Annotated in this window: 14 protein-coding genes; 4 read left to right on the top strand and 10 right to left on the bottom strand. The window is 65.5% G+C overall.

What is annotated here, in order from left to right; genetic code table 11:
* Positions 1-7: 7 nt before the first annotated feature.
* Positions 8-1,438: a PLP-dependent aminotransferase family protein gene (locus tag GDN70_RS27760; RefSeq protein WP_173015965.1), complete on the top strand. Its 1,431-nt coding sequence runs from the start codon at positions 8-10 to the stop codon at positions 1,436-1,438.
* A 10-nt stretch (positions 1,439-1,448) separates the two neighbouring features.
* Here the strand turns inward: GDN70_RS27760 and GDN70_RS27755 are convergent, their stop codons facing one another.
* From GDN70_RS27755 to GDN70_RS27735, 5 genes are read right to left on the bottom strand one after another with little or no spacing between them, the layout of a single operon-like run.
* On the bottom strand, positions 1,449-2,672 hold the full coding sequence (locus GDN70_RS27755) for a bifunctional alpha/beta hydrolase/OsmC family protein (protein WP_152103300.1): 1,224 nt from the start codon (positions 2,670-2,672) through the stop codon (positions 1,449-1,451).
* A 27-nt stretch (positions 2,673-2,699) separates the two neighbouring features.
* A complete protein-coding gene (locus GDN70_RS27750) occupies positions 2,700-3,359 on the bottom strand; it encodes a sulfite oxidase-like oxidoreductase (RefSeq protein ID WP_152103299.1) in 660 nt (219 codons plus the stop codon).
* Positions 3,360-3,362: 3 nt separating this feature from the next.
* On the bottom strand, positions 3,363-4,685 hold the full coding sequence (locus tag GDN70_RS27745; RefSeq protein ID WP_152103298.1) for an MFS transporter: 1,323 nt from the start codon (positions 4,683-4,685) through the stop codon (positions 3,363-3,365).
* A gap of 28 nt (positions 4,686-4,713) precedes the next feature.
* Complete coding sequence (locus tag GDN70_RS27740) at positions 4,714-5,934, bottom strand: cytochrome P450 (protein ID WP_095426340.1); 1,221 nt, start codon at positions 5,932-5,934, stop codon at positions 4,714-4,716.
* 57 nt (positions 5,935-5,991) lie between these two features.
* Positions 5,992-6,201, bottom strand: a complete 210-nt coding sequence (locus GDN70_RS27735) for a ferredoxin (RefSeq protein ID WP_007607931.1) — start codon at positions 6,199-6,201, stop codon at positions 5,992-5,994.
* 155 nt (positions 6,202-6,356) lie between these two features.
* Between GDN70_RS27735 and GDN70_RS27730 the strand changes: the two genes are divergently transcribed.
* Positions 6,357-7,004 carry a TetR/AcrR family transcriptional regulator gene (locus GDN70_RS27730; RefSeq protein WP_028143405.1) on the top strand — a complete coding sequence of 216 codons (648 nt, stop codon included), beginning with the start codon at positions 6,357-6,359 and terminating at the stop codon, positions 7,002-7,004.
* Here the strand turns inward: GDN70_RS27730 and GDN70_RS27725 are convergent.
* The 4 genes from GDN70_RS27725 to GDN70_RS27710 form a co-directional block, all read right to left on the bottom strand.
* Complete coding sequence (locus GDN70_RS27725) at positions 7,001-7,639, bottom strand: aspartate/glutamate racemase family protein (RefSeq protein WP_028143404.1); 639 nt, start codon at positions 7,637-7,639, stop codon at positions 7,001-7,003. The two genes, GDN70_RS27730 and GDN70_RS27725, sit on opposite strands and share 4 nt — an antisense overlap.
* Positions 7,640-7,794: 155 nt before the next feature.
* Positions 7,795-8,808, bottom strand: a complete 1,014-nt coding sequence (locus tag GDN70_RS27720) for an amino acid ABC transporter substrate-binding protein (RefSeq protein WP_028143403.1) — start codon at positions 8,806-8,808, stop codon at positions 7,795-7,797.
* A 10-nt stretch (positions 8,809-8,818) separates the two neighbouring features.
* Positions 8,819-10,168, bottom strand: coding sequence for an aspartate aminotransferase family protein (locus GDN70_RS27715; protein ID WP_152103297.1), 1,350 nt, complete (start codon positions 10,166-10,168; stop codon positions 8,819-8,821).
* 3 nt (positions 10,169-10,171) lie between these two features.
* Complete coding sequence (locus GDN70_RS27710) at positions 10,172-11,044, bottom strand: MurR/RpiR family transcriptional regulator (protein ID WP_152103296.1); 873 nt, start codon at positions 11,042-11,044, stop codon at positions 10,172-10,174.
* Between the two features lie 88 nt (positions 11,045-11,132).
* Here GDN70_RS27710 and GDN70_RS27705 point away from each other — a divergent pair, with 88 nt between their 5' ends.
* On the top strand, positions 11,133-12,317 hold the full coding sequence (locus tag GDN70_RS27705; RefSeq protein ID WP_038947084.1) for an amino acid ABC transporter permease: 1,185 nt from the start codon (positions 11,133-11,135) through the stop codon (positions 12,315-12,317).
* A 2-nt stretch (positions 12,318-12,319) separates the two neighbouring features.
* Complete coding sequence (locus GDN70_RS27700; protein WP_038947085.1) at positions 12,320-13,426, top strand: amino acid ABC transporter permease; 1,107 nt, start codon at positions 12,320-12,322, stop codon at positions 13,424-13,426.
* A gap of 142 nt (positions 13,427-13,568) precedes the next feature.
* On the opposite strand, the gene GDN70_RS27695 is transcribed toward GDN70_RS27700, so the two are convergent.
* A complete protein-coding gene (locus GDN70_RS27695) occupies positions 13,569-14,987 on the bottom strand; it encodes an amidase (RefSeq protein ID WP_097669160.1) in 1,419 nt (472 codons plus the stop codon).
* Between the last annotated feature and the right edge of the window lie 127 nt (positions 14,988-15,114).

Raw genomic sequence — 15,114 nt, 5'->3', positions numbered from 1 at the left:
GGACGATATGATCTCGGCCCTGATCGACCTGAAGCGGGCCGGCGACGACGGGCTGGTGGCTCAACTGACGAGCCAGCTCCGAGGCTTGATCGCGACCGGCCGCCTCGGCAAAGGCCGCACGCTCCCCTCAAGCCGCCGGCTCGCCAGCGATCTCGGCGTTTCCCGCAACACCGTCACCTATGCGTTCGAGCAGCTCGCCGCGGAGGGATATCTCGCGGCGTCGCACGGCCGCCGTCCGGTGGTCACCGTCGACGGCGGCGAACGGCGTCAAGGAGCGGAGGCCGTTGCGGCGCGCGTGCGCACCGGCAAGCTGCGGCTTTCACCCTGGGCCTCGCAGCTCAAGCAGACCGACTGGCCGATGTCCTATCAGGTGCCGCTCAGACCGTTGCGGCCAGGGCTTGGAGATGCGCGGGAGTTTCCGAACGAGATCTGGGCTCGCTGCCTGCGCCGCAGCGCCGTGCGTGCGGCCAAACGCGAGCTCGGACCCGTCAACCGAACGCGCCTGCGCGAGGGGCTCGCGCATTATCTGGCCGCGAGCAGAGGCGTTCGCGCCACGGCAGAGCAGGTCATGATCCTGCCGAGCGCGCAGACCGCGCTGACCTTGATCGCGGCAGTTCTCATCTCCCCCGGCGACGAGGTCTGGGTCGAGGATCCCGGCTATCCCGGCGCGGCCGCCGCTTTCCGCGCCTCCGGCGCGCGCGTGACCGGCATGAGGCTGGACACGGAGGGCATGCAGCGGATGCCGGGTCTCGCGGCTCCGAAATTGATCTTCATGACGCCATCGCACCAGCATCCCACCGGACGGATGATGTCACTGGCGCGCCGCACCGAATTTCTCGGGCTGTGCATGCCCGGCAAGACCTGGATCGTGGAGGACGATTATGACGGCGAATTCCACTATGACAGCCGGCCGGTGCCTGCCTTGCAAGGCCTCGATGCCCATGGCCGCGTGTTCTATGTCGGTACCTTCTCGAAGGTGATGACATCGGATATCCGACTCGGCTATCTCGTCGTGCCGTCGGCATTGGTCAGCACGTTGGAAATCGCGCAGCGGCACATCGGGTTGATTGCCGCGAGCCACATCCAGGAAGCGCTGGCCGAGTTCATCGCCGACGGGCATATCCTCGCGCATCTGCGCCGGATGCGCCGGCTCTATCACGCGCGCCGCGACCACCTCGTTGCAGGACTGGAGCGCCATCTGGGCGAGATGCTCTCGGTCGAAGTGCCTGCGGGCGGCATCCAGCTCGTCGCCCGTCTCAAACGCGGCACCGCCGATCGGGCGGCAGTCAAACGACTGGCTGCCGCGGGCGTCGAAACGCGGGCGCTGTCCAGCCTGGCGCTGGACCGGCCGCGGGATCATGGCCTGCTGCTCGGTTTTGCGGCCTGGCGTGAGAACGAGATCAGCGCGGCATTGCGGACGATGGCATCGTGCTTCTAGCGCAGTCGCGCTAGCCCACGGCCTTCGTCACGATGCGGATCTCCGAGGTCAGTGTCCGATGCACCGGGCACTTGTCGGCGATCTCCATCAGCTTCTTGCGCTGCTCGGCATCCAGCGCGCCGTCGATTGCGATGTCGCGCTCGATCTGGTCGAGCATGCCCTCGCGCGTGTCGCACTCCGCGCAATCCTTGGCGTAGATTTTCGAATGCTTCAGCGTAACGGTGACGCGGTCGAGCGGCAGCGATTTGCGGTCGGCATAGAGACGCATGGTCATGGAAGTGCACGCGCCCAAGCCGGCGAGCAGGAAATCGTAGGGCCCGGGGCCGGCGTCCTCGCCGCCGGCAGCCACCGGCTCGTCTGCCACAAGCTGATGCGGGCCGACGCTGATGATCTGGTTGAACTTGCTCTTGCGGGTCTCCCGGACCACGACCTGGCGCGGCGCCTCAGGCAGATCCATCGCCTTCGCGGGCTTTGCCGTGTCGATGTAGCGGCTCGACCAGGCCGCGATCAGATCGGCCGCATAGAGCGCGTCGGCGGGCTTGGCGAGCAGATGATCGGCATGGTCGAGCGAGACGAAGCTCTTGGGGTGCCTGGCCGCAACGAAGATCTTGGTCGCATTGTCGATGCCGACGGTGTCGTCGACCGGCGAGTGCATCACCAGCAGCGCCTTGTGCAGCCCCGTGATGTCCTTCATCAGCTCGTGCTCGGCGATGTCGTCGAGGAACTCGCGCTTGATCCGGAACGGGCGTCCTGCGAGCGAGACCTCGACCTCGCCCTGCGCGCGGATGTTGTCGAGATGCTCCCTGAAGAGGCCGGTCACGTGCGCCGGATCGGATGGCGCCGCGATGGTCACAACTGCCCTGGCTTCCGGGATATGTCCGGCTGCCGCGAGGATCGCAGCGCCGCCGAGGCTGTGGCCGATCAGGAGCGACGGCGCCTTGCGGGCGTTGCGCAGATGGTCGGCTGCGCGGACGAGATCGGCGACGTTGGACGAAAAGGTCGAATTGGCGAAATCGCCTTCGCTCGAGCCGAGCCCGGTGAAGTCGAAGCGCAGGACCGCGATGCCTTTGGCTGCCAGCGCGACCGAGATGCGCTTGGCGGCGAGCGTATCCTTGCCGCAGGTGAAGCAGTGCGCAAACAGCGCGTAGGCCGCGGGCTCGCCGTCCGGCAACTCCAGCGCGGCGGCAAGCTGATGTCCGCCTTCGCCCGTGAATTGAAAGCGCTCCGTCGACATGGGCTTCCCCTCGTTCCTGCTTGAATTCTAATCGTCGGAATAGCGTTGCTCGGCCCAGGGGTCGCCGCGATTATGATAGCCGCGGACCTCCCAGAAGCCGGGCGCGTCCGCGGTCAGGAATTCGATGGCCTGGAGCCATTTCGCGCTCTTCCAGAAATAGAGATGCGGCACGACCAGCCGCACCGGGCCGCCATGCTCCTCCGTCAGCGGCTGGCCGGACCAGCTATGGGCGAGCAGCGCATCCTCGGCGGCAAAGTCTTCCAGCGCGAGGTTGGTGGTGTAGCCGTCATGGGAATGCAGCGTCACGAAGCGTGCATCCTCGCGCGGCTGGCAGGCCGCGAGCAGCTCGCGCGTGGCAAGCCCTTCCCACTCATTGTCGTAGCGCGACCAGGTGGTGACGCAATGGATGTCGGAGGTGAACCGGGCCTGCTTCTGCGCGATGAATTCGTCGAAGGTCCAGAACACGGGGCTCTCGATCGCGCCGTAGACGTCGAGCCGCCAGCGCTCGCGTGACACCGGCGGCACGACTCCGAGATCGAGCACAGGCCAGTCCTTGGTGAGGTGCTGGCCGGGCGGCAGCCGTTGGTCCTCCGGCCGCGTGATCTTCCCTGTGAGGAAGCGGCCCTCGCGCGCCCATTTCTCCTTGGTGCGCGTCAGCTTGCTGTCGGATGGCGTCTCGTCAGCCATGGTCTACTCGTGCCGATGCATTGCCGAAGTGTGCTTGGTGTCGCGCATGGTAGCATAGATGATCAAGGACAGGCAGATGATGCCGCTGAGGTAGAAGTAGAACCATTCCTCGTGCCCGATGCTCTTGAAATAGAGCGCGATCGCCGGCGCCGTGCCGCCGAAGACCGACACCGTGATGGCATAGGGCAGGCCGACGCCGAGCGCGCGGACATTGGTCGGGAACAGCTCGGCCTTCACCACGGCGTTGATCGAGGTGTAACCGGCGACGAACAGCCAGGCACAGCAGATCAGGACGAACGCGACGAAGGGCGACTTGGTCTCCTTCAGCGTCATCAACAGCGGTACGGTCGCGAGCGTGCCGGCGACACCGAAGAAGATCAGCAGCGGCTTGCGCCCGATCTTGTCGGAGATCGCGCCGTAGATTGGCTGGAGGATGGTCGCGAAGACCAAGGTGCCGAAGATCACGAAAGTGGTCTGGTCCTCGGTCAGCCCGACCGAAAGCTTGACGAAGGTCTGCATGTAGGTGGTGAAGGTGTAGAACGCTGCGGTGCCACCGGCGGTGAGGCCGACCACGAGTAGGAGCTCGCGCGGATAACGCAGCAAATTGGTGATCGAGCCGGTCGGCTTCACCACCTTCCTGGCTTCCTCGAACGCCTCCGTCTCGTGCAGGCCGCGCCGCATCACCGCTGCGAAGATCGCCAGCGCTGCGCCGATCGCGAAGGGGATACGCCACCCCCAGTCCTTCAGCTCCTGTGGGGTGAGGAAGACCTTTTGCAGGAGCAGCAGCACGATGATCGCGGTGAGCTGGCCGCCGATCAGGGTGACGTATTGAAAGCTCGAATAGAAGCCGCGGTGCCTGGGATCTGCGACCTCGCTGAGATAGGTGGCGCTGGCGCCATATTCGCCGCCGAGGCTCAGGCCCTCGATGACGCGTGCAAGCGCGAGGATGACCGGCGCGGCGAATCCGATCGTGGCATAGGTCGGCGTCAGCGCGATGATCAGCGAACCGAAGCACATGAAGACGACAGAGAGCGTGAGCGAGATGCGCCGTCCGAAATGGTCGGCGAGATAGCCGAAGAACCAGCCGCCCAGGGGGCGCATCAGGAACGTCGCCGCAAAGACGACGGCGACGTTCAATTGCTGCACGACGGGGTCGTTGCCAGGGAAGAAGGCGGGAGCGAAATAGAGCGCGAACGCCGTATAGGCGTAGAAATCGTACCATTCGACCAGATTGCCGATGGAGCCGATGAAGATTGCCTTGATCCGCCGCTTGGCGTCGGCGATGTCGATGTAGTCGGAGGCCGGCTCGATTGCTTGTTCGGTCATGCCCGGCCTCTCCGTTGTCTGGAAAGGCCTACATCGCCTTTCCGAGCAAGAATGGCAACTGGCGGGGGCCCCGCACCGTGCCCTGTGACCAGGTCACGGCGCCTGCCGGATCGAGTCGGAAATCTGGAATGCGTTTTAGCCATTCCTCCAGCGCAACCTGCATCTCCATGCGCGCCAGGTTGGAACCGACGCAGCGGTGAATGCCGAGGCCGAAGGCGGCGTGCCGGTTTTCGCGACGGTCGATCACGACTTTGTCAGCGTCCGGAAACATCTTGGGGTCGCGATTTGCGGCCGGGAAGGACAGCAGCACCATGTTGCCCGCCTTGACCGGGCAGCCCGAGATCGTGGTCTCCTTGACCACCTCGCGGGCCATCGTCACCGGCGAATAGGCGCGCAGCAGCTCCTCAACTGCGATCGGGATCAGTCCTGGCTCGGCGATCAGCCGTTCGCGATCGCCCGGCGTCTTAGCGAGGTGCCAGAGCGAGGAACCGATCGCGCTCCAGGTGGTGTCGATGCCGGCGATCAGGAGCAGGCGCAGCGAGCCCAGCACGTGCGACTCTTCCAGCGGCTGACCTTCCTTGTCCTTGGCGTTCATCAGATAGGAGATGAGATCGCTGGTCGGCCTCGATCTGCGCTCTTCGATATGCGTCCTGAAATAGGCGCTCATCTCCTGCACGGCCTGCAGCAGCTTGCTCTCGTCCTTGATGCCCAGCTCGAGGATCATGTGGATCCAGTTGATGAAGACATCGCTGTCGCTCTCGGGGATGCCGAGCATGTGGGCGATGGCCCGAACCGGGATATATTTGGCGTAGCGTGCGGCGGCGTCGACCTTGCCATCGGCGATGAAGCCGTCGATCAGCTCGTTGCAGATCGCGCGCATCCGCGGTTCCAGCTTCTTCATCGCGTCCGGCGTGAAAGGCGGCAGCAGCAGCTGCTTGGCCGGCTTGTGCACGGGCGGGTCCGAAGTGATCGGCGGTGCGGCGTTCCTCGCCACCTCGGGACGGACGTCGCGCACGATGATGCGGCGCGAGGAGAAATGCTCGGTGTCGTTGGCGATCTCGCGTACCGCCTCATAGGTCGTCGGCATGTAGCAGCCGAGGAAACGCTCGGTGTGCACAACCGGGCTCGCTGCGCGCAGCTCGTCCCAGATCGGGAAGGGATCCTCCGTCCATTGCGGATCGGTATGGTCGAAATCATGGACCCAGTCGGTGACGGGCGGATGGGCGGCGGGCGGACTGGCGTCGGACATGGCAGGGAATCCCTTGGCTCGTGTTCGCTGAAAGGACGCGGGGCGGCAGAGGCCGCACTACTCCTCGATCACATCGATCGCGATTTCCGGGCAGTTGGATTTGGCAAGCCACGCCTTGTCCTCGAGTCCCGGCGGGACCGTGCCGTCGCCGGCTTCGTGGGCGTTGCCGTATTCGTCCAGCTCGAAAAGTTCCGGCGCGAGTGCCTTGCAGCGCGCGTGGCCCTGGCATTTGTCGGGATCCACGTGAACCCTCAGTCGCTCTGTCATGGCGGCATCCTCGGTCGTATGCGCGGGGCCCGCAGGGCGGCGCGTTCCTCATGTCGATTTTTGTCCGCGGCATTTGCCGTGGGCTTTAAGTTATATGCTATTACATTCGCGGCAGGCTTTCCCTGTCAAGCGCAAACTTATAGGTTCGCCACACCATGCGCTCACAACTCGCCCGCAAGCCTGCGAACACCTACCATCATGGCGACCTTCGCGATGCTCTGATCAAGGCCGCATTGCGTGAGGCGGAGCAGGGCGGTGCCGAGGCGATCAGCATCAAGGCGCTGGCGAAGCAGCTCGGCGTCTCGCAGCCGGCGCCGTACCGGCATTTCGCCGATCGCGAGGCATTGCTCGCGGCGGTGACGGCGGAGGCATTCCGGCAGCTCAGCGCGATCTTTCGGGAGGCGATGGCGAAACCGTCAACGCAATCTAAACTGTCGCGGCTGGCGCAGGCCATGCTCGAATTCGGATTGCGACGGAACGGCATCTACCGCCTGATGTTCGCGTCCCGCACGGTGGCATGGGCCGCCAAGGGCAGCGAGCTGCACGAGGCTACGCGCGAGACCTTTTCGCTCGTGATCGAAGCCCTGGAAGTGCCCGCCGTCGGCTATTTGCGCGAGCGCCAGGCGCTCAAGATCTGGGCGGCGTTGCACGGCGTGGTGATGCTGGCCGAGCAGGGCCTGTTCACCGGCGAGGCCGCGCATGCCACCCGCGAGGAACTGGTCGAGGATTTCGTCAGCGAAACGAAGGCCGCGCTCGCCGCTGCCATCAAGGACGTGCGGCGTCGGAAAGCGACAGGTGCCTAAGCCTTCGCTTTCAGCAGCTTCATCAGCTTGTCGACCGCGCTGTCAGGCGTGGTCACGACGGGACGGCCAGTCGCTTCCGAGACCAGCGGTGCCGTTGCTGCGATGCTGAACTGCGCCAGCGCGATGACGTCGCAATCTCGCAGGTCCTTTGACGCTTCGACGATCAGCCGGTCGTGGGTGGCGCGGTCCCCGCGGTCGAGCGCCGCCAGCGCGCCCTCGGCAAGCTTCGACACGATTTGGACGGAGGCCGGAAACTCCGGCGGCATCGACACAAGGGTCGGGGGGAAAGTGGACAACAGGCCGATGCGCCTGCCCATCGTCGCCGCGCGCTCGATCATGGCTTCGTTGGGCTTGAGCACCGGCATCGGCGCATGCGCGCGTGCGACCGCCTCGATACAGGGGCCGAAGGCCGAGCAGGTGAACAGGATCCCGTTCGCCCCGGTCGCCGCCGCATAATCGCCGAGTGCGAGGAAGCGATCGGTCATGGCATCGTTGAGCGCACCGTCCCGGGCAAGATCCGCCGACAGGCTGTCGTCGAGCAGGTTCATCAGCCGCGCCTCCGGCCACGCTTTTGCAAACGCGGCTTCGATCGGGGCGATGGAATGCTTGAGGGCGTGGATCAGGGCGATGCGCATGGGATGTCTCGTCTCCCTCGCCCCGCTTGCGGGGAGAGGGTCGGGGTGAGGGGGGAGTCTCCGCGGGGACGGTGAGAGTTGGACTCGCGGAGAGTCCCCCTCACCCGACCGCTGCGCGGTCGACCTCTCCCCGCAGGCGGGGAGAGGTGAACTCCCTACTTGAACGGCACCGCGTACATCAAGCCGCCCTTGCTCCAGAGGCCATTGAGGCCGCGGTCCAGCTTGAGCGGGCTTGCTTTGCCGACATTGCGCTCGTAGATCTCGCCGTAATTGCCGGTGACCTTGATCGCGGTGACCAGCCATTTGTTGTCGAGCCCGAGCCGCGAGCCGAGGTCGCCGGAGGCGCCCAGCAGGCGCTGGATCGCGGGCGTCTGCGACTTCGCCATCTCGTCGACATTGGCCTGCGTCACGCCGAGCTCCTCGGCCTCGATCAGGCCGTAATGCAGCCAGGTGACGATGTCGCTCCAGACCTCGTCGCCGTTGCGGGTGAAGGGCCCGAGCGGCTCCTTGCTGATCGTCTGCGGCAGCACGACGTAGTCGGCCGGGTTCGGCGCCGCGGTGGTCACGGCGCCGGCGAGTGCGGAGGCGTCCTGGGTCATGGCATCACAGCGGCCGCCGAAGAAGGTCTGGTACATGGTGTCGACGCGGTCGAATACCAGCGGCTTCCAGTCGATGCCGTTGGCGCGGCCGTAATCGCCGAGCGTGACTTCGTGCGTGGTACCTTGAGCCACGCAGACGGTGGCGCCTTTGAGATCCTTGATGTCCTTGACGCCCAGGTCCTTCTTCACGACAAAGCCCTGGCCGTCGTAGAAGTTGACCGGGCCCTGCCGCAGGCCCAGCGTCACACCGCGCAGATAGGTCTGCGTCGAGTTGCGGTAGAGCACGTCGATCTCGCCCGATTGCAGGGCGGTGAAGCGGTTCTGCGCCGTCAGCGAGACGTAGCGCACCTTGCTGGCATCACCGAGCACGCCAGCAGCGAGCGCGCGGCAATAATCGACGTCGAGACCTTTGTAATTGCCTTGCGAGTCGGGCGCCGAGAAGCCGGCAAAGCCGGCGCTGACGCCGCACACCAGCGTGCCACGGCTCTTCACCGTATCGAGCGTCGCGGCGGATGCGACAACCGTCGATGCAGCGAGGACGCTCGCTGCGATAACCACTTTCCTCATCATGCTACTCCCCTCAGTGATTGACACTACGCAACACGTTGTCGACGGCCGAGCCGAGCTTGTCGACGATCAGGTCGATCTCGTCGGCCGAGGCGATATAGGGCGGTGCCAGCAGCACGTGGTCGCCGCGCACGCCATCCACGGTGCCTCCGCCGGGATAGCAGCCGAGCCCGTTAGCGAAGGCCTCCGCCTTGATCTTCTGATTGAGCTTGAGCGCGGGATCGAACGAGGCGCGGCTGGCGCGATCGGCGACGAGCTCGATCGCCCAGAACAGGCCACGGCCCCTGATATCGCCGACATGGCGGTGATTGCCGAAGCGCTCGGTCAGGCGCTGTTCGAGCTGCTTGCCGCGCTCCTTCACGCGCTCGAGCAGGCCGTCCTCGCGGATCACCTCTTGCACCGCAAGTGCGGCGGCGCAGGCGAGGGGATGTGCCAGATAAGTGTGGCCGTGCTGAAAGGCACCTGAGCCCGCGCGGATGGTGTCGATGATCCTGCCGCTCGCGAGCATCGCCCCAATCGGCTGGTAGCCGCCACCGAGGCCCTTGGCGATCGCCTGGATGTCCGGCGCGACGCCTTCCTGCTCCCAGGCATGCGTGGTGCCGGTGCGGCCCATGCCGCACATGACTTCGTCGAGGACGAGCAGTGCGCCGTGCCGGTCGCAGATCTCACGCACCGCCCTGAAGTAGCCGTCCGGTGCCGTCACCGCGCCGGCGGTGGCGCCGACGACGGGCTCGGCGAGGAACGCCGCGACCGTGTTGGGACCGAGCCGCTGAAATTCCGCTTCGAGCTCCGCCGCCAGGCGCGCCACGAACTGCGCATCGGATTCACCGTCGCGCTTCTCGTGATAGGCAAACGCCGGCGTCACATGACTGAAGGCGGCCGAGAGCAGCGGCGCATAGGGCGCGCGGCGCCAGGCATTGCCGCCGGCCGCAAGGGCGCCCAGCGTGTTGCCGTGGTAGCTCTGCCGCCGTGCGATGAAATGTTGCCGCTGCGGCTCGCCGCGCTCGATGAAATATTGCCTCGCGAGCTTGATGCTGGCTTCGATCGCCTCGGACCCGCCGCTGACGAAGTAGGCGTAAGCGAGACCGCCGGGCCCGTGGCCGACCAGCGTCTCGGCGAGCGCCTCGGCCGGCTCGGACGAGAAGAAAGCAGTATGCGCATAGGCTAGCGTCGAGGCCTGCTTCGCCATCGCCGCGATCACGCGTGGATGCTGATGGCCGAGGCAGGAGACCGCTGCGCCGCCGGAAGCGTCGATCACGCGGCGTCCGTCCTCGGCAAAGAGATAGACGCCTTCGCCGCCGATCGCCTTGGGCGGCGTCTCGCGGAGCGAGCGGTGCAGCACGCGGCTGGTGCGAGGGGCCATGGGTCAACCTTTCTCCGAGACGTAGATGGAGGCAGCAGTGAGCCGCGCCTCGGTAGTCTCCAGGCGCTTCTTCGCAGCCACGCCGCCGAGCGAGAACGTCACCGCGGCGAGCGACTGCGCGATCGCGATGGCGCCGGTGAGACTCGGGAAGAAGCCGGGAGAGGAGGCCGCCTCGAACAGCAGCACGTGGTCGGCGCCCTCGGCCATCGGCGCAGAGAGGCTGTCCGCGATGGCAATCAGCGTTGCGCCGCTGTGATGGGCGGCTTGCGCGACGCGGACGCTCGCATGCGTGTAAGGCAGGAAGCCGATGACGATGACGGCCTCGCCGGGCCGGAAGGCGCCGAGATCGAGATCGTCGGGACCGGATACGCCGACGAGTTGCACCTGCTCGGGGCGGAACAGCCGCAGCTCGTAGTTCAGCAACTCAGCGACACTGCGGCAGCTGCGATAGCCGGCGATCCAGATCCGCTTGGCCTCATGCAGGGAGCGCGCGGCCTCCGCAATCGGCTGCGCCGGAATGCGCGGAAGGCCGGCGGCCTCGGCCTCGAGCTTGTCGGTGACCAGCGCGACATCGGCATTCGGGCCGGGCCGGCGGCTTCTGGCGCGGCCGGAGAAGGGCGAAGTCTGCGATGGTCGCCGCGCCTCGGTCAGCGCCGCGCGCAATTCGTCCCAGCCCGAATAACCGATCGCCTTGGCGAGCCGCGTGAACGCGGCGGGATCGGCACCGGCTTCGGCCGCGAGGTCGCGCATCGAACGGGTGGTGGCGTCATAATCGTTGGCGGCGACGAAGCGCCCGACTTCCTGCAGCCGCATCGGCAGCGATGGCAATGCAATGCGCAGTTCGCTCAGCGGCGAGGATTTCGCGGGCTCGGGCATGAAACATTTGTTGCACGAAATATAGATTGGTGCAACAGTTGACGTGCGCCGTCGGAAATCGTCGCTCTTCAAGAAGGATTTTTGCGCTGTGACCACGGACGCTCGGAGACCGCCGCGCCGCCGCCTGTTCGGCGCATGGGGACGCCGCGAGTTGCAGGGCCTGTTCTGGCAGGTGCTGGTGGTCGGGATCGCGGTCGCGGTCATCGCGTTTCTCTGGTCCAACACCGTCACCAACCTCTCGGCGCGCCGCATCACCACCGGCTTTGCCTTCCTCGGCCGCGAGGCCGGCATGCCGATCGCCGACAGCCTGCTCGCCTATAATCCGAGAGACACCTATCTCTGGGCCTTCGTCGTCGGCGTCGGCAACACCTTGCGCGTCGCCGTGATCGGCATCGTGCTCGCGACCATCCTGGGCACGCTGATCGGCATCTCGCGCTTGTCGGCCAACTGGCTGCTGTCACGACTCGCCGCCGTCTATGTCGAAACGCTCCGCGACATCCCGCTGCTGCTTCAGCTCCTGTTCTGGTACGTGCTGATGCAGGCGCTGCCGGCCGCGCGCGCGGCATGGCGGCCGATCGAGGGCGTGTTCCTGTCAAATCGCGGCCTGATCCTGCCGGCCATTCCGCTTGGCCCGCCGCAGCTTTGGGTGCTCGGCACGGCGGTGTTCGGCCTTGCCGTGGTCTATCTCATCCGGCGATGGCTGATCGCGCAGCAGATGCGCGACGGCAAGCCGCGGCCGGTATGGCCCTTTGCGGTGAGCTTCATCCTCGCGTTGCCCGTGCTGGTGTCAGTACTGCTTCGCGTGTCCTGGAAGATCGAATGGCCGGAGCTGCGCGGCTTCAATTTCGTCGGCGGGCTGACGCTTGCCCCGGAATATTTTGCGCTGCTGATCGCGCTCGTCACCTACACCTCGGCCTTCATTGCCGAGATCGTGCGCAGCGGCATCCAGTCGGTGCCACGCGGACAGTGGGATGCTGCCAACGCGCTTGGCCTGCGCCGCAGCTTCATGCTGCGACAGATCATCCTGCCGCAGGCGCTGCGCGTCATCGTGCCGCCGATGACGAGCCAGTATCTCAACCTGACCAAGAATTCCTCGCTCGCGGTCGCGATCGGCTACCAGGACGTGGTCTCGATCGCCAACACCACGCTGAACCAGACCGGGCAGGCGATCGAGGCGATCGCGCTAATCATGGCGGTGTTCCTGACCATCAGCCTTTCCATCAGCTTCTTCATGAACTGGTACAATTCGCGCATCGCGCTGGTGGAGCGCTGAACATGACCGCGATCGCCGACATGCCGGAAGTGCCGCGCGCCGCCCGCCGTCCGCAGACGGGAAATCCGGCGTTGCGCTGGCTGCGCACCAATCTGTTCTCGTCGATCCCGAACGGTATCCTCACCGTCGTGCTGCTGGCGATCCTCGCCAAGGGCATCTTCAGTTTCGTGCAGTGGGGCATCGCCAATGCCGTGTGGCTGACCCCGGCGAACGATTCCAGTGCCTGCCGCGCTGTGCGTGGCCTCGGCGCCTGCTGGGCGATCATTCCCGAAAAGTACCGCTTCATCCTGTTCGGCACCTATCCGTTCGACGAGCAGTGGCGGCCGGCGCTGTCGGTATTGCTGTTCATCGCGCTGTTCTACCTCTCCACCCGTCGCGCTTTGTGGCGGCGCGAGCTGGTCCTTCTCTGGATCGGAGCGCTCGCGCTGATCAGCGTACTGATGTGGGGCGGCGTGCTCGGCCTTTCCTTCGTTTCGCAGGATCGTTGGGGCGGCCTGCCGGTCACGCTGATCCTGGCGACGTTTGGCCTTGCATTCGGGTTTCCGCTCGGCATTCTCGTCGCGCTCGGCCGGCGTTCGAAGCTGCCGGCGATCCGCTCGCTCAGCGTGCTCTATGTCGAGCTGATCCGCGGCGTGCCGCTGGTGAGCCTGCTGTTCATGGCAAGCGTGATGTTTCCGCTGTTCATGCCCAGTGGATTCAATATCGACAAGCTGCTCCGCGCACAGATCGCGATCATCCTGTTTGCGGGTGCCTATCTCGCCGAAGTCATCCGCGGCGGCCTTCAGGCCGTGCCGCGCGGGCAATACGAGGCTGCCGATGCGCTGGGGCTGTCCTATTGGCGCAAGAACCGGCTGATCATCCTGCCGCAGGCGATCCGCCATGTCATTCCGCCGCTGGTCAACACCTTCATCGCTTTCTTCAAGGACACCAGCCTCGTCCTGATCATCGGCATCTTCGATCTGCTGACGACGGCGAAGACGGCGATCATCGATCCCGCCTGGCAGCAGTTCTCGGTCGAGGTCTACATCTTCGTCGCCTCGATCTATTTCATCTTCTGCTTCGCAATGTCGCGCTACAGCCGCAGCCTCGAGGCGACGAGTCGAACGTGAGGATCTCGTGTCCCGGACAAGGCGCAGCGCATCAGCGCTGTGCCGCAGAGCCGGGACCCAGAAGATGCACGGGGAAGTCGTGGAAGGATGGGCCCCGCTCTGCAGCGCACCGCCGAAGAGGCGCTGCGCTGCGAGAGTGAGATTACTTTTGCACCTTCGGATCGATCGGCGTCGTGTTGCGCAGGCCCAGAATATCCTCCAGCACCTTCGCGCCCGCGAGCACCTGCGCATCGCCCCTTGGTGCGCCAACGACCTGCACGCCGACCGGCAGGCCAGACGCCGTGAAGCCGCACGGCAACGACAGCGAGGGGCAGCAGGCGAGCGTGATGGCGTAGACGATGCCGAGCCACTCGACGTAATTGTCGAACCTCTTGCCGGCGCATTCGGCGACATAGCGGTGTTCGATCGGGAAGGGCGGCACGATCGTGGTGGGCGTCAGCAACAAATCGTAGGTCTTGAAGAACTCGACCGCCCGCGCAGTCATGCCGACGCGCTGGGCCTCGGCGCGTTCGAGCTGCTCGACCGTGAGCTTGAGGCCTTCCTCGATGTTCCAGATCACCTCGGGCTTGAGCAGGTGACGCTTGGTGCGCAGCAGATTGGCCTTGGTGATCGCGAAATCGAAGGCGCGCAGCACGTGGAAGCATTCATGCGCCTCGCGCCAGTCCGGATGCGCTTCCTCGACGATGGCGCCGGCCTCGGCAAAGCGTTCCGCCGCCTTTCGCGTGATCGCCTTCACCTCGGGATCGACAGGCGTAATGCCGAGATCGGGCGAATAGGCGATGCGCTTCGGCTTCTTGCCGGACTGAGCCGCCGACAGGAATGAGGTCGTGGGCGCCGGCAGCGACAGCGGATCGTCCGCGTAGTCGCCGCTCATCGCATCCAGCAGCAGCGCGAGATCCTCGACGTTGCGCGCCATCGGGCCGACCACGCCGAGATTGCGATCGATGCCGGATTTGGGGGTATGCGCGACGCGGCCGATGCTCGGGCGCATGCCGACGACGCCGCAGAAAGCCGCGGGGCTGCGCAAGCTGCCACCCATGTCGGAGCCCTGCGCCAGCCAGGCCATGCCGGTGGCCAGCGCCACGGCCGCGCCGCCGGAAGAGCCCGCCGCGGATTTTGAAGTATCCCAGGGATTGAGGGTCGCGCCGAACACCTCGTTGAAGGTGTTGGCGCCGGCGCCGAATTCCGGCGTGTTGGATTTGGCGTAGACGACCGCCCCGTTGGCCTCGAGGTTCTCGACCATGAGGTCGGACTTGGCAGGGATATTGTCCTTGAAGATCGGCGAGCCCTGCGTGTTCAGTACGCCCGCAACGTCGGTCAGATCCTTGATCGGCACCGGCAGGCCCGCGAGCAGCCCCCGCGCGCCGGCGGGTTTCCGCATCAAGGCCTTGGCGCTGTCCCGCGCGCGCTGGAAACACAGGATCGGCAGCGCGTTCACCTTGCCGTCGACTTCACTGATGCGCTTCTCCACGACATCCAGCAGTTCGAGCGGCGAGACATCGCCGGACCGCAGCTTGTCGACGACGGCGCAGGCGGTTTCACGGATCAGGTCTTGAGACAATTATTGTACTCCTAGCTCTAGATTGTCATTCCGGTGCGCCCGAAGGGCGAACCCGGAATCTCGAGGTTCTCAGGTGCGCAATCGCGCACCATAGTTCGATGCTTTGCATCGCCCCGGAACGACGGTC

Origin of the sequence: Bradyrhizobium sp. TM102, assembly GCF_009176685.1 — a bacterium.
GTDB classification, from domain to species: Bacteria; Pseudomonadota; Alphaproteobacteria; order Rhizobiales; family Xanthobacteraceae; genus Bradyrhizobium; species Bradyrhizobium ottawaense.
Note: the sequence above shows the minus strand (reverse complement) of the source record. Positions and strands in the feature narration are given on the sequence as shown.